This window comes from Candidatus Zixiibacteriota bacterium (genome assembly GCA_029860345.1).
GTDB lineage: Bacteria > Zixibacteria > MSB-5A5 > GN15 > FEB-12 > JAJRTA01.
In genome coordinates, this window is the sequence record JAOUBJ010000002.1 from 211,948 (window position 1) to 225,098 (window position 13,151).

A 13,151-nucleotide genomic window follows, 5' to 3' on the forward strand; every position below is an offset into this window, starting at 1 on the left:
AAATTCTCTCCAAACGTAGAAACCGCACAAAAAACTCCAGTTTCATAGTGAATTGGCTTGACAAGCCACGGTCGTTCCATATATTCGATAGATGTCGAAATATCGAACAAAACAGATAGCCGATCTGGCCCAGGTTTTCGCAGCTTTGTCGAACACCAACAGGCTGCAGCTCTTGCTGCGCTTGATTGACTATTGCGGCCCCGGTGTGTCGTGTCAGAGCGATGCTGAGGTGCGCGCCTGTGTAAGTGAAATCAGTAAGGGTATGAACCTTGCAGCTTCGACGGTGTCCCACCACCTGAAGGAACTCAAGCAGGCAGGTCTTATTCAGGTCAGGCGCAACGGTCAGAAGATGGATTGTTCGATTGATGCCGGAGCTATTGAGCGACTTCTAAGTTTTTTTGAGGAGATTACTACGAATGACAGAGTCAGAACATCGGCAAGAGGGTGATACCGAAGGAGAAAAACCACTCACCAGTTTGGCATGTGATTGCACGGCGTCGGATAGCAGTTGCTGTACAGACGGCACAGGCAAACCGCCCGGCCGCTCCTGGGGGAAAACTCTGGTAGCAAGTGTGGTGCTTGTTGCGGCTGTGGCGGCCGCCGGTTATTCGATCATCCGCGACAATTCAGATTCCACCGAACCTGCGGATCCAACCGGGGCGGCTGCCCCCTGTTCAACGGCCAACAGCGGCTGTGCACCCAGCCTATTCGGCCTCGGAGGGGATAGTACTATCTCTCCGGTTGCTGTTGCTGTCTTGACCGGCGTGGTTTCTGATGTGGAGGTAGCCTTCGTGCTTCTAACCGGATCGGACAACGATGCTGCACAGAATGCTGCGGCCGAGCTTGAAAGGGTGGTAGACAATCTCAGGGCCCAGGGGAAAACGGTCAAACCGGTCGCTTTCGTTCCTGGTTCGCCCGGTTATGTGGGACTTGTACAACTGGGCCGGGTGGAGTCGTTCCCCACCCTCGCCGCGTTGGGAAGTAAGGGCGCCTACACGTTTCTTGCACCCGATGAAATATCGGAGCTAAAACTCCTTCGTGCTTTCGTGGTAGCGAGCACCCCGGTGCCAGGGTGTGCGCCCGGCAGTCCCGGCTGTGCTCCCCCGGCAGGAGCTAACTAATGCAGGAGTGGATTCTGCAGGTTCTCGAGACGCCCACTTTGGACATCACTGTCTTGTTGGCGGCATTTTTGTTGGGGATGGTTGGCGCGGTGGGCAGTTGTTGCGGTCTCCCGGTGCTGGCTGCTATCGCCGGCTACTCGGGCGCCGAAGGCGGTGGACAGAACCGTCGCAGCATTTTGCTCAGTGGCGGATTCTTCATGATCGGAACCATTGCTGCGCTGGCCGGGCTGGGAGCGATTACAGGATTTGTCAGTCAGACAATTGGAACTGCTATGGGAGTGTACTGGAAAGTATTCGCCGGACTGGTGATGATCTTTTTCGGAGTGGTAAGTCTTGACCTGGTGCCGTTTGCTCTGCCTTCGTTTGGTTCGGGCGTGGCTCTACAATCATCAGCCGGGCCGACCAAGGCTATAGTCTACGGTTTGGCATTAGGCGGCGGCACGACCGCTTGCTCGGTCGGATGCAACCCGGTCCTGCCGGTGGTTCTTGGCGTCGTCACACTACAGGGACAAACGTGGTGGGGTGCGTTGTTGCTTGGCGCCTTCGCTATTGGCTACAGCCTGCCGTTGGCGGCCGGTCTGGTTGGGCTGGGTTATGGTTTCGGCAAACTGACTTCGGTGTTACAAAGATTCGCGCCGGCTATCAAGTACGGCGCAGGTGTGCTGTTAATCGGCGTAGGGTTTTACTTGTTGCTGTGGGCATAATGACGGACAGTGTGGTAATGATAACCATGACACAAAACAGAGAACCGGCGAACAGACTGATGAGCGGTTAGCATGAACGATGATTCAACCCACAACGAGCACAACATCCCGGAAGTCAATCCCGACCCTACCACACCGCCCTTGTTGAACACGCTTGACGCATCGCCATCATGCTGTAGCCCACCGCCGATGGGTCTGACCGCCAAAGTAGCTGATGGTTGCGTAACCACGCCGGTAGGGGAGATTCCGCGCGTACCGACCAAGCTGAAGCTTACCGACCTACTGGGTCGCTGGAAAGCACGCTGGGGTATGGGACGGATGAGCTATCTGATCGCTCCGGGGCTGTATGCTGTGGGGCGGCCTGATGAATCCTCCGAAGTCTTCGTTACGGCCAATTACAAAATGAGTTTCGACTCTTTGCGCGCTGAGTTGCACGGTCGCAATGGCTGGCTCCTGGTGCTGGACACCAAAGGTATCAACGTCTGGTGCGCGGCGGGGAAGGGGACATTCGGTACCGAGGAGATCGTGAAACAGGTCCAGATGACACGGCTGAAGGAGATCGTGGCGCACCGCCGACTCATCCTGCCGCAGCTCGGCGGGCCCGGTGTAAGTGCGCACGAGGTCAAAGATCGCATCGGTTTCAGAGTGACCTATGGACCCATACGAGCAAGTGACCTGCCTCAGTTTCTGGATAACGGAATGAAGGCAAGCGATGAGATGCGCGTTGTTCACTTTGCGTGGCAGGACCGGCTGGTGTTGATCCCGGTGGAACTGATGATGTCACTTGGATACCTTCTGGCGGCAGCGGCAGTGTTTTTTATACTATCAGGGTTGGGTCGCGACTTGTTCTCACTTGATCGCATGTTGGTGGTCGGTCCGATAACGGTTCTGTTGGCGCTGTCCGGCTACCTGGCCGGTGTTGCGCTGATGCCTGTGTTATTGCCGTGGCTGCCCGGTCGGTCATTTGCCCTCAAGGGTGCTATGGCCGGTCTATTGATGCTTTTGCTGACCGCCCTCGGACTGTGGAAATATACTGAATCGGTCCCGGGAGTTTTCGATATAGTCGCTTGGACGCTTCTGATCCCGGCAGTCGCAAGTTTTATCGGGATGAATTTCACCGGTTCCTCTACTTATACTTCGCTGTCCGGCGTGCGCCGCGAGATGCGGGTGGCCGTACCGTTGCAGCTTGGTGGCGCCGTTCTGGGTCTGGGACTGTGGGTGGCGGCCCGTTTTGTGTGAGGATGTCGGTGTGAATACAATAATGCGTAGGAGATTCGGATGCCTGGACTGCGATATCTGACAAATGTCGTTACGCTTGAGTTGGATGAAAGCAAATGCAACGGTTGTCGCCGGTGCCTTGAAGTGTGTCCTCATGCCGTATTCGTCATGGTGGACAAACGCGCCCGAATCGATGACCGCGATGCTTGTATGGAATGCGGTGCCTGTGCCAAAAACTGCTCAGAAGGCGCTCTCTCCGTTGGCGCCGGTGTCGGCTGTGCCGCGGCTATAATCTATGGAGCCATACGCGGTACCGAACCCAGCTGCGACGGGACGACCGGGTCCAGTTGCTGCTGACACGATTACTGCCGGCCGAGACAGCTGCGTCGTCCCTGGCAATGACGACGACGAGAGTTGACCAACAAACCTCCGGGTAATGCCGGCCAAAGAAAACCGGACGAGTCAGTGACCCGTCCGGTGTTTATCGTTTTCAATTCCAGCGCCAGGAAATCAAACGCCGGCGAATTGAACATCCTTGAAGTACAGGCTGGGCCGCCGCCACGATGAGAACGGGTAGGCATCGTTGCCCAAAGCAACTAACTGATTCCATAGCTCGGTTGAATTGCCGGAGATATTCATCTCGTTGACAGCTTTTACCGGCTCGCCGTTTTCAATGAGAATACCCATGATCCCGAAGGAAAAATCACCGGTGGTTCCGTTGGAATTGCCACCGATAAAATTGGTCACCAGGATACCTCGTTGCAGGCCCTTCACCATCTCGTCAAGCGATTGGTCTCCATAGTCGAACACAAGATTGCTGGTGGATCCGGTGGTAGGTTCCATGCCGAGTTTCTTGCCGTAGTAAGTGTCGACATAGTAGGACTTAAGCACACCCTTGTCTATCATGACTCTTTTGCGGGTGGCCATCCCTTCGCCATCGTACAACCTGGAGCCCATACCATAGTCGATAAAGGGATCGTCGATTATGGTCAGTTTCTCGGAGCCTATCTTTTGACCGAGTTTCCCTTCGAGGAAAGAGCGCTTTTGCTGGAGGGACCTGGCGTTCATGGGGCCGATCAGCGCCCCCAGCAGGCGACTGCCGGCGCGATTCTCGACAATCATGTCGTAGCGGCCGGAATCCAGTTTGGTCTGACCGATTTTGCGAAGCGCTCTTTGAACCGCCTGTTTACCGATCACCTCACCCGCCGGTAGATCCTTGCGAAAACGCACCGTGCGCCAATCCCAGTCTTCAGGTCGGGCATCGCCATTGCCTCTTACCGTCGCGTCGGCGCCGATTGAAAAAGAAGTACCGATACGGTCCCCTTCGAAACCGTTGCTATGAACTTTTACGGTTTCAAAGAAGCTGTCGGAAAAACTGGCCGTGGTCGAGATAATCTTATCGCTCTCGGCCAACGCGGCATCCTCCACTTCGCGCGCCAGGGCTACACGCGCGTCTGAAGAAAGTCCTTCATAGGACGGATCAAAAATGTGCAGGTCGCGAGTCTCGCGGCCTTGATAATACTTGGCTTCGGGCAAAGTCCGAAAAGGGTCTTCGGAGAGATACTTGGTCATGGCCACCGCTTCCGAGACAAAGGTGCCTAAGGCTGCCCTGCTCAGGTCATTGGTGGAATGATTGGAGTAACGGCTATTGGCATAGATAGAAAGGCTCAACGAGTTCTGTGTCGACTCTTTCAGCTTCTCTACTTTTCGCTCCCGACAGTCTATTTCGATATCCCGACTCTTGGAGATATTCACTGAAGCCTCATCGGCACCGGCCTTTTTGGCTTGAGCAACGATCCAGCCGGCCAGTTCATACGTCTCTGTTTTATTCATGGTCTAAACCTTCTTTGCTTTGCATGTCTGATATGTCCATCAGGAGGAGACTCCACCAACTGTGATCGACGACACTTTGATAGTAGGCAGTCCGAACGACACCGCCGCCGACTGACCGTTCTTGCCACAGGTGCCGCCGCCCTCCATCAGCTCCATGTCATCGGCGACCATTGTCACCTTGGTCAGACTATCGGGGCCGTTACCAATGATATTGATATCTTTGATCGGTCGTGTCTTCTTGCCGTTCTCGATCAAGTAACCGGATTTGACGTAGAAAGTATAATCTCCGGCTCCGATGTAGACCTCACCGTTGGTGAACGCTTCCGCGTAGATGCCGTTCTTGACCGATTCGACAATCTCCTCCGGCTTGTGTGGTCCCGGCAGCATGTAGGTATTGCGCATCCGCGGCATCGGCTGGTGTCTGAACGACTGTCGCCGCCCGTTGCCGGTGGGCTTGAGCTTATAGTGTTTGGAACTTATGCGGTCATGCAAATAGCTTTCGAGAATCCCGTCGCGTACCATATAGGTCTTTTCCGATTGGTTGCCTTCGTCATCGACGTTGATCGAGCCGCGCATATTCGGGTTGGTCCCATCGTCAACGATAGAGACAAAACTCTCGGCCACCGGTTTTCCGATTTTGTCGGCGTAGATGGACACCTCTTTGCGGTTGAAGTCCGCCTCCATGCCGTGGCCGATTGCCTCGTGGAGGAAAATACCGGAAAACCCGGGAGCCATCACCACCGGCATCTCGCCGGCCTCCGGCTTAACGGCATCGAAAAGGTCCACGGTGCGTCGCACCGCCGTCGAAGCCAGCCGGTCGAGCCGTTCCGGAGTGAAATAGTCAATTCCATGACGCCCACCGAGGTTGTACCCGCTTTGCTCGCGCTGACCGTTCTGCTCGGCTGTGCAGCTTACAAATACCCGCGTCATCGGTTGATAGTCACAGGCAATCCGACCGTCGGACGTGGCCACCATCATGTAGCTGGTATTGTCCAGGAAGTACACTTGCGACTTGATAACCCGTTTGTCCTGGGCGAAGACCTTTTCGTTCAGCGTCTGCAGGTGGGGGATTTTCTGGTCGATGCCCACTTTCTCCCATGACACGCCGATGGGATAATAATCCGGCATACCGGCGAAAGAGAAATCCGAAGGCGGTGTAGACTGCCCTTGTCCCGCAATGTTAGCCGCCGTGCGAGCAGCCAGTTTCATCGCCTTGGGCGTAATCTCCTCGGTGAACGAATAGCCGATGCGGTCGTCCTCAATCACTCTGATGCCGACACCCATTCCCACGTTGGAGTAGGCCCGGCTGACCAGATTATCTTCGAGGATCACCGTGTTGCTGATAGCATGCTGGAAGTATACATCGCAATAATCACCGCCATGGGCCATTGCAGCCGCCATAACTTCACGGATCTGGGCTTCGGTAACCGTGAAATGTTCCAGGTAGGCGTTGATGCCGCCCTCTCCCGGTGGCAACGCAGCGAACGCCGCCAGCGGATTACCCTTGAAAAACATGGGCACGCCGGCCATTGCCAGTCCCATGGCACCGGTTTTTACGAAGTCTCGTCGGGTCCATTGAGCCATTGCATACTCCTCTATTTTGTCTTGCTGAAGATTGTGCGGGCGGAAATTTCATAGCAGTAAAGCGCAATGTTAAAAGTGCGTCGTCGCCGATCGGCCGTTTTGGCTCCCCCCGGGGCCGGCCTGCCACCCCTGATGGCAATAGTATGAGACTTTGAAACCGATTTGTCAACAGTAAATAGGATCGGCCGTGTCTTAGTTTTCTCAAAAGTCCCGGGCTTATCGGTCGATAACTCAATAGTTGTTCGGACTGTTGCAAATCGATGCCAATTGGCATATAATGGCGGCGTCCGGTCGACCATCACAGACAGCCCAGGTTCGTCGATGACCTTACCAAACGCTCACCGCGATGATGTCGCGATGATGGCGGGGAACTATCGACAGCCACGGCCCCTTATAGAATGAAGTGAACATCATTGCCCAAGGAGATTAAACATGCGATTTGACAACATTGCCGAGGCCGTTGGTCGGACACCCATTGTCCGGATCAATCGGCTGACGTCGCCGGGTTCGGCTACGCTATATGTCAAGCTGGAGAGTTTCAACCCGTGCGGTTCGGTCAAAGACAGGATTGGCGTCTCCATGATTGAAGCCGCCGAAAAGGACGGTCAGCTCAAGTCGGGTGTGACTATCGTCGAACCGACATCCGGTAATACCGGCATTGCTCTGGCTATGGTCGCCGCGGCCAAAGGGTATTCGTGCGTGTTCACCATGCCGGAGACAATGAGTGTGGAACGACGGGCTATTCTGAAGATGTTCGGAGCCAAAATCGTTCTGACTCCCGGCCCGGAAGGGATGAAGGGAGCTATCTCCAAAGCGGCCGAACTGGCCGAACAGGAAGGTTTCTTCCAGCCGGAGCAATTCAGCAATCCGGCCAACCCGGATGTGCACAAGCGTACAACGGGAGTAGAGATTATCAACGATCTGGACGGCCTGACTCTGGATGCCTTCGTGGCCGGTGTGGGGACGGGTGGTACCGTTTCCGGCGCCGGTGCGGTATTGAAAGACAAGTATGGCTGTCAGGTGGTTGCGGTTGAGCCGGACGCATCACCGGTGCTGTCGGGCGGCGATCCCGGTCCGCACCCTATTCAGGGAATTGGCGCCGGGTTTGTTCCGAAGAATTATGACGCCGCTGTAGTAGACGAGGTCGTCAGGGTCAAGAACGAAGATGCTCTCTCCACGTCACGCGCGCTGGCGGCCAAGGAAGGGATACTGGTCGGGATATCCTCAGGCGCTATCGTTTGGGCTGCACTGCAAGTTGCGGCCAAATTGGGTGAAGGCAAAACCGTCGTCACGGTGACCGCAGACACCGGCGAACGCTATCTGTCAACCGCCCTCTTTGAGCATCTGGAATAGTCTTAAGGCGACGGAAACCCCTCAGAGAGACAGCACGATTAAATGTCCATTATTCTGGATGACATCAGAGCGATCTATCGCAACGATCCGGCCGTCAGAAACATCGAGTTTCTGCTATATCCTGGATTCCAGGCTACCCTGGCCCATAGGTTGATCCACTTATTGTGGAAACTGAGAATACCCTTTGTCCCGCGCCTGCTATCTCAAGTGTCGCGGTTTGTGACCGGGCTTGAAATCCATCCAGGCGCGACCATTGGGCGCGGTTTTTTTGTCGATCACGGCGCCGGGGTGGTGATCGGCGAAACCACGGTGATTGGTGACAACTGCGTTCTTTTTCACAACGTAACCCTCGGCGGCACCGGCAAACATCATGGCAAAAGGCATCCAACGGTAGGCAGCAATGTATTCATAGGCACCGGGGCGACTCTGCTGGGACCTATTGAAGTGGGCGACAATGTCAAGATCGGCGCCAACACTTTCGTGGTAATGCGCGACATTCCATCGAACTGTTCGGTGGTCGGAACGCCGGCGCGCATCATCAAGAGAAACGGGATACAGCGGGAGGAAGAACTGCCCAAAACCATAGATCGCTTGTTGCACGAAGAGAGTCTTGGTTGAATCTCAGACCTTACTCGCCGAAGATCAGAGCCTGGTATCGGTAGATTACCGCTTCCGGCGATTTGTAGGCCTCTTCGGGAAGCCCGGCTTTCCAACAGGTCTTCTCAAGGAAAGCCGTCCGGTTCCAACCCTTGTCGACCGCAACCTGCGGAAGCAACAAGCCTCGACGCTGCCCCAGTTCGATCATCAACCCGTCGCGGCCGATTTTGATCTCATCCAGCGACTTGACTTCTTCCATAGGTGTCAGAACTGAAATCTCTATATGCAAATCGGGCAATTCCTCGGCTGTCACCGGAGAGAATCGATCATCCTGGATGGCCGCTTTAACCGCACACTCCGCTACCGTGCGATACAACGGCTGGACGGCGTGAGTAAAGCCGATACAACCACGGAGCGTCGCTTGCTTCTCAAGCGTGACGAAGGCAGCACCCGGCTCAGCCAGGATGTCCGGTACCTCGAAGGCTGGCAGTTTGCCGCTCTTTAAGAAGCTCGCGATGGACTGACGAGCGATCTGTAACAACCGCTTTTTGTGCGTGTCACTCAGCCGGTATGGTTCCTCTTGGTTCACGGATGGCTCCTCCTGATCGCTGCTTGTGGATGCGGCCCTTTCTGTACTGTCGTGCTGCCGGTAGAGCACAATCGCGGCATAGCCGACCACCGACTTTTTGTCACCGGTCTGTTCACCGGAATCTCCATACCGCAACAGTTGCGCACGGTTAGCTCCTTTGGCCATGGCCGCCCGGGTGACAGCCACGGCCGCGCCGCCACCACACATCTCGACTTCTCCGGATGCCAAAAGAGAAGCTAACCGAGTGGGGTCCAGATCAAGCAGGCAGTCAATGCCCAAAGAGTCCATCGGTGCGCCCACCGATACCGGCCTGTAGTGTTGCCAGTCGGTCGATGCCACCATGATGGTCTGAGTATCATACTCAAGACTCTCAAGCGCGGTGGCCAGTGTGCCGATTCCTCGTTCCGTTTGGTGGCCGATCGCTATGGGGACAATCCTGACGCCCGGCAGGACCGTTTGCAGGTATGGTAGCTGGACTTCCAGCGAGTGTTCGCGATTGTGAGCGGCGGGGACCACGTTGACACCATCATGCCTCACCACGGCCTCACAAAGTTCGTCGTCGCACGAAACCAGTCCCAACGGCGTACGCCACTCTATGCCGGCGCCGTAAACTGAGGCCCCCTGAAAGGGATACCGGTGCGACGGGCCGCAGAGAACGACCTTGTTGACCTCAGAACCTTCGAGAAGTTTGTAGCAATGCGCCGCAATTGCGCCGGAGTAAATCAGTCCGGCGTGCGGAACGATCATAGCGACAATGGCGCCGTCAATATCCTGCCTGGCGCGCACGCTCCGCAAATGATCCCGCACCATCGAGTCCAGGCTGGTGCTGTCGGCCGGATAAAAGGCCCCGGCCACCACCGGCGGCCGTTCGAGTCCGAGCGCCTGAGAGTACACAGTCAACGTGATCAATACCAGCGCGATTGTCAAAATATTCTTATGCATCTATTTTAGGATAGCACTGACCGCACCGCCGGTCAAGACAATTTGAAGTACATGCGTCATGTTGAGAGGGCGTAGAACACGGATGGCATGAAAGAAAAGGTAAAATATCCTTGACATACGGGTAATACAAAGTAATACTCTGGGTGCGAATAAACGCTGCCTGAAGGCCAGGCACGCGGCAACGGGTTACAAAGGAAGAGTTCACTATGGCTACTACCGGCAAGTCCGAGATGATCAGTTTCAAAGTCGATGAGTCCTTGCGAAAGGCTATGTCAGGCATCCCGAATCGTTCAAGTTTCATCAGGAACGCTGTTATCGCCGCGCTCGAAAGTTCATGCCCGCTGTGCAAAGGGACCGGTGTGCTGTCGGCTCAGCAGAAGAAACACTGGGACACTTTTGCCGAGGACCACACGGTCAGGGAGTGTCGACAGTGTCATGAGTTCCACCTGGTCTGTGCCAAGCAACCACGGCGTAAATCGGCACACCGGGTGACTCGGAGCAAACGGTCATCGGTAGGGGGTTGACGTATGAAGTCTGCACAAATGGGTGCTACCCTTAAGACCCTGCTGATCGCTGTTTTTGTGCTGCCACTACTGGTGACCGCCGCCCCGCAACTCGAAATGCGTTCAACCGAAACTGAGCCGGTTCGGGTCGTGGTAAGTATCGAGCCACAGGCTTATATCGTTAAGCGGGTTGGCGGTCGGTATGTCGACGTCCATGTGTTGGTCGGCCCCGGTCAGTCGCCGGCCACTTATGGACCGACTCCTCAGCAGATGGTCAAACTCCAAAAGGCCGACTTGTATTTCCACACGGGGGTGCCTTTCGAGGCGGCTTTGTTGCCGAAGATTCAAACTATGCATGATGATCTGACAGTGGTGGACATGCGCGCCGGCTTGCGATCATACGACCAGGTTACTGAACACCTGCACGATCACTCTGGCCACGGTCACGATCATCGTGGCCCCGATCCGCATGTTTGGTTGGACCCGATTAAGGTGAAGACAATGGCAAAAACGGTTCATACGAGCCTACATGGTTTACTTCCTATGCAACGGCGTGATCTCCAGGACAGTCTCAATGCACTGCTCAACGATCTGGACAGCCTGGATGCAGCCATCAGGCGGAAGTTGGAACCGGCAAAGGGTAAGAGCTTTTTTGTTTTTCATCCGGCCTACGGTCACTTTGCCCAGGCTTACGGCCTCACCCAAGTGGCGGTTGAAGTCGACGGCAAAGAGCCGGGACCGGCCCAATTGACCAGGTTAATAGATCAAGCCAGAGCCGCAGGAGTAAAAGCTGTAATTGTGCAGCGGCAGTTTACCCGCAGATCGGCGGAAACGATAGCCGAGGCCATCGGCGGTGAGGTGATAGAACTGGATCCGTTGTCGGGAGATTACCTTGCGAATATGATGGATATTGCGGCCAAGCTCTCGCGAATCCTCGGCGGCGGAGAAGTCAATGACTAACGATGGTCGGGCCATAGCTATTGAGAATCTCTCGTTTTCTTATGGCGATCGGTTGGTGTTGGATCGGGTCGATCTAACAGTATCCTCCAATGAGTTTTGCTGGATTGTGGGACCCAATGGCGGCGGTAAGACAACTTTGTTGAAACTCATCCTCGGCCTGCTGGCGCCTTCGGTCGGTAAGGTGCAGCTCTTCGGGCAAGCGCCGAAAACGGTCCGGGAGCGTATCGGCTACATGCCGCAACATGTGTCGCTGGACCAACGTTTTCCGGTAACGGTCATGGATGTCGTTCTGATGGGCAGGCTGGGCGGCAAGGGATGGCGGGGGCGCCACGGTCGAGCGGATCAAAGGGCGGCCGAACGCGCTATCGAACAAGTAGGCTTGTCCGAGCAGTCGCAGCTTCTGTTCTCCGAACTTTCAGGAGGCCAACAGCGCCGGATGTTCATCGCGAGAGCCTTGGTCTGTCAACCGGACCTGCTGATCCTGGACGAACCCACGGCCAACATCGATCAAGTACTGCAACGGGAATTCTATAAACTACTGGAACGTCTTCGTGGCTCCTTGACCGTTGTGATGGTGTCGCACGATCCTGCTTTTGTCAGCCGCTTCGTGAAACACGTGGTATGTGTCAATCGGACAGTCGAGATTCATCCCACCGGCGAGGTCAGCGCCGAGAAGATGGGTGAATGGTATCGCGGAAGGGACCTGCGCATTGTCCGCCACGACCGGCATTATGAGGTAGGTGATTGAGATGCCCGACTTTCTGCAAGCAGTGTTCGATTATCCCTTCATGCGCAACGCAGTGAGCGCCGGCCTACTGGCCGCGCTTGCCTGCGGGGTGATTGGCAGTTTCGTGGTGGCGCGGCGGATCACCTATGTAGCCGGCGGCATTGCCCACAGTGTCCTCGGTGGCATGGGTGTTGCCGGATACCTGATTGCCGTCCGTCAGTGGGACGTACTCTCGCCGCTCTACGGCGCGATAGTATCCGCTCTGCTGGCAGCGTTGATTATCGGTTGGGTGACAGTTCGTGCTCGTCAGCGGGAAGATACCGTTATCGGGGCCGTGTGGGCGGTCGGAATGGCAGTCGGCATACTGTTCATTTCACAGACTCCCGGCTACAACCAGGAACTCATGAGTTACCTCTTTGGAAACATCCTGATGGTCTCCGACACCGACCTCAGCATCTTAATCGCGCTCGACATTTTGATCGTCGTACTCACCTACCTTTACTACCGCCAGGTTCTTGCCGTTTGTTTTGATCCGGACTTTGCGCGCGCTCGTGGAATGCGGGTCCATTGGTATTACATGTTGCTTCTTTGCCTGACAGCACTGACAGTGGTACTACTGGTCACCGTGGTTGGCATCGTTTTGGTGATAGCCTTGTTGACGCTGCCGGCGGCGGTGGCTGGATGTTTATCGCGGACGTTTCGACAAATGATGTTTGGTGCCATAGCCTGCTGCGTTTTCTTCACTCTCTCGGGTCTGGCCGTCAGCTACCAATCAGACTTCCCGGCTGGTGCTACGATTATTCTGATTGCAGGCGCCTGTTACGGACTGGCGATGGCTGTGCGGTGGTTGGCGGGCAGGTTTCGCGCCGGACTGGTCGGCACTGAATAGACACGAGTGACGGCTTGCTACCTGTTGCAGCCGATATCGCATGCTATCACCGCTCAGCGGGAGATGGGTGGCCGCCACAAACTCTGTTTGGGGCGAGGGAGGAAACACACCCAAAGCAGCTTTGAGAGTGC

The 13,151-nt window shown here is 55.6% G+C and carries 14 protein-coding genes; 11 read left to right on the plus strand and 3 right to left on the minus strand.

Features of this window, described 5'->3' with window-relative positions; genetic code table 11:
* Nucleotides 1-91: 91 nt before the first annotated feature.
* From OEV49_02960 to hgcB, 5 genes are all read left to right on the plus strand, one after another.
* A complete protein-coding gene (locus OEV49_02960; protein MDH3890019.1) occupies nucleotides 92-448 on the plus strand; it encodes a metalloregulator ArsR/SmtB family transcription factor in 357 nt (118 codons plus the stop codon).
* Nucleotides 417-1,121, plus strand: coding sequence for a hypothetical protein (locus OEV49_02965; protein MDH3890020.1), 705 nt, complete (start codon nucleotides 417-419; stop codon nucleotides 1,119-1,121). Before OEV49_02960 ends, OEV49_02965 begins: the two co-directional genes overlap by 32 nt.
* Nucleotides 1,121-1,825, plus strand: a complete 705-nt coding sequence (locus tag OEV49_02970; GenBank protein MDH3890021.1) for a hypothetical protein — start codon at nucleotides 1,121-1,123, stop codon at nucleotides 1,823-1,825. Before OEV49_02965 ends, OEV49_02970 begins: the two co-directional genes overlap by 1 nt.
* A gap of 72 nt (nucleotides 1,826-1,897) precedes the next feature.
* A complete protein-coding gene (hgcA, locus tag OEV49_02975; GenBank protein MDH3890022.1) occupies nucleotides 1,898-3,064 on the plus strand; it encodes a mercury methylation corrinoid protein HgcA in 1,167 nt (388 codons plus the stop codon).
* A 39-nt stretch (nucleotides 3,065-3,103) separates the two neighbouring features.
* Nucleotides 3,104-3,400, plus strand: a complete 297-nt coding sequence (hgcB, locus tag OEV49_02980) for a mercury methylation ferredoxin HgcB (GenBank protein ID MDH3890023.1) — start codon at nucleotides 3,104-3,106, stop codon at nucleotides 3,398-3,400.
* A 153-nt stretch (nucleotides 3,401-3,553) separates the two neighbouring features.
* Here the strand turns inward: hgcB and OEV49_02985 are convergent, their stop codons facing one another.
* Together OEV49_02985 and OEV49_02990 are read right to left on the minus strand one after the other, a co-directional pair.
* The gene (locus tag OEV49_02985; protein MDH3890024.1) at nucleotides 3,554-4,876 is read right to left on the minus strand and encodes a TldD/PmbA family protein; all 1,323 of its coding nucleotides are present in this window, start codon (nucleotides 4,874-4,876) and stop codon (nucleotides 3,554-3,556) included.
* Nucleotides 4,877-4,915: 39 nt separating this feature from the next.
* Nucleotides 4,916-6,460, minus strand: coding sequence for a TldD/PmbA family protein (locus tag OEV49_02990; GenBank protein ID MDH3890025.1), 1,545 nt, complete (start codon nucleotides 6,458-6,460; stop codon nucleotides 4,916-4,918).
* Nucleotides 6,461-6,892: 432 nt separating this feature from the next.
* Here OEV49_02990 and cysK point away from each other — a divergent pair, with 432 nt between their 5' ends.
* Nucleotides 6,893-7,813: a cysteine synthase A gene (gene cysK / locus OEV49_02995; GenBank protein ID MDH3890026.1), complete on the plus strand. Its 921-nt coding sequence runs from the start codon at nucleotides 6,893-6,895 to the stop codon at nucleotides 7,811-7,813.
* Nucleotides 7,814-7,855: 42 nt separating this feature from the next.
* Nucleotides 7,856-8,431 (plus strand): serine O-acetyltransferase, encoded by a 576-nt coding sequence (gene cysE, locus OEV49_03000; protein MDH3890027.1) that lies wholly within the window; start codon nucleotides 7,856-7,858, stop codon nucleotides 8,429-8,431.
* A 10-nt stretch (nucleotides 8,432-8,441) separates the two neighbouring features.
* Here the strand turns inward: cysE and amrB are convergent, their stop codons facing one another.
* The gene (gene amrB / locus OEV49_03005; protein ID MDH3890028.1) at nucleotides 8,442-9,941 is read right to left on the minus strand and encodes an AmmeMemoRadiSam system protein B; all 1,500 of its coding nucleotides are present in this window, start codon (nucleotides 9,939-9,941) and stop codon (nucleotides 8,442-8,444) included.
* 206 nt (nucleotides 9,942-10,147) lie between these two features.
* Here amrB and OEV49_03010 point away from each other — a divergent pair, with 206 nt between their 5' ends.
* Genes OEV49_03010 through OEV49_03025 form a run of 4 tightly spaced genes read left to right on the plus strand, consistent with a single transcriptional unit; the run spans nucleotide 10,148 to nucleotide 13,020 of the window.
* The gene (locus tag OEV49_03010; protein MDH3890029.1) at nucleotides 10,148-10,465 is read left to right on the plus strand and encodes a CopG family transcriptional regulator; all 318 of its coding nucleotides are present in this window, start codon (nucleotides 10,148-10,150) and stop codon (nucleotides 10,463-10,465) included.
* A 3-nt stretch (nucleotides 10,466-10,468) separates the two neighbouring features.
* Nucleotides 10,469-11,404, plus strand: coding sequence for a zinc ABC transporter substrate-binding protein (locus OEV49_03015; GenBank protein MDH3890030.1), 936 nt, complete (start codon nucleotides 10,469-10,471; stop codon nucleotides 11,402-11,404).
* Nucleotides 11,397-12,152 (plus strand): ABC transporter ATP-binding protein, encoded by a 756-nt coding sequence (locus OEV49_03020; protein ID MDH3890031.1) that lies wholly within the window; start codon nucleotides 11,397-11,399, stop codon nucleotides 12,150-12,152. Before OEV49_03015 ends, OEV49_03020 begins: the two co-directional genes overlap by 8 nt.
* Nucleotide 12,153: 1 nt before the next feature.
* On the plus strand, nucleotides 12,154-13,020 hold the full coding sequence (locus OEV49_03025; GenBank protein MDH3890032.1) for a metal ABC transporter permease: 867 nt from the start codon (nucleotides 12,154-12,156) through the stop codon (nucleotides 13,018-13,020).
* Nucleotides 13,021-13,151 lie beyond the last annotated feature (131 nt).

Coding starts and splice junctions, on each gene's coding strand:
- OEV49_02970 (MDH3890021.1), top strand. CDS start 1,121: ATGCAGGAGTGGATTCTGCAGGTTCTCGAGACGCCCACTTTGGACATC.
- OEV49_02965 (MDH3890020.1), top strand. CDS start 417: ATGACAGAGTCAGAACATCGGCAAGAGGGTGATACCGAAGGAGAAAAA.
- OEV49_03025 (MDH3890032.1), top strand. CDS start 12,154: ATGCCCGACTTTCTGCAAGCAGTGTTCGATTATCCCTTCATGCGCAAC.
- hgcA (MDH3890022.1), top strand. CDS start 1,898: ATGAACGATGATTCAACCCACAACGAGCACAACATCCCGGAAGTCAAT.
- OEV49_03010 (MDH3890029.1), top strand. CDS start 10,148: ATGGCTACTACCGGCAAGTCCGAGATGATCAGTTTCAAAGTCGATGAG.
- hgcB (MDH3890023.1), top strand. CDS start 3,104: ATGCCTGGACTGCGATATCTGACAAATGTCGTTACGCTTGAGTTGGAT.
- OEV49_03020 (MDH3890031.1), top strand. CDS start 11,397: ATGACTAACGATGGTCGGGCCATAGCTATTGAGAATCTCTCGTTTTCT.
- cysK (MDH3890026.1), top strand. CDS start 6,893: ATGCGATTTGACAACATTGCCGAGGCCGTTGGTCGGACACCCATTGTC.
- OEV49_02990 (MDH3890025.1), bottom strand. CDS start 6,460: ATGGCTCAATGGACCCGACGAGACTTCGTAAAAACCGGTGCCATGGGA.
- amrB (MDH3890028.1), bottom strand. CDS start 9,941: ATGCATAAGAATATTTTGACAATCGCGCTGGTATTGATCACGTTGACT.
- OEV49_02985 (MDH3890024.1), bottom strand. CDS start 4,876: ATGAATAAAACAGAGACGTATGAACTGGCCGGCTGGATCGTTGCTCAA.
- OEV49_02960 (MDH3890019.1), top strand. CDS start 92: ATGTCGAAATATCGAACAAAACAGATAGCCGATCTGGCCCAGGTTTTC.
- OEV49_03015 (MDH3890030.1), top strand. CDS start 10,469: ATGAAGTCTGCACAAATGGGTGCTACCCTTAAGACCCTGCTGATCGCT.
- cysE (MDH3890027.1), top strand. CDS start 7,856: ATGTCCATTATTCTGGATGACATCAGAGCGATCTATCGCAACGATCCG.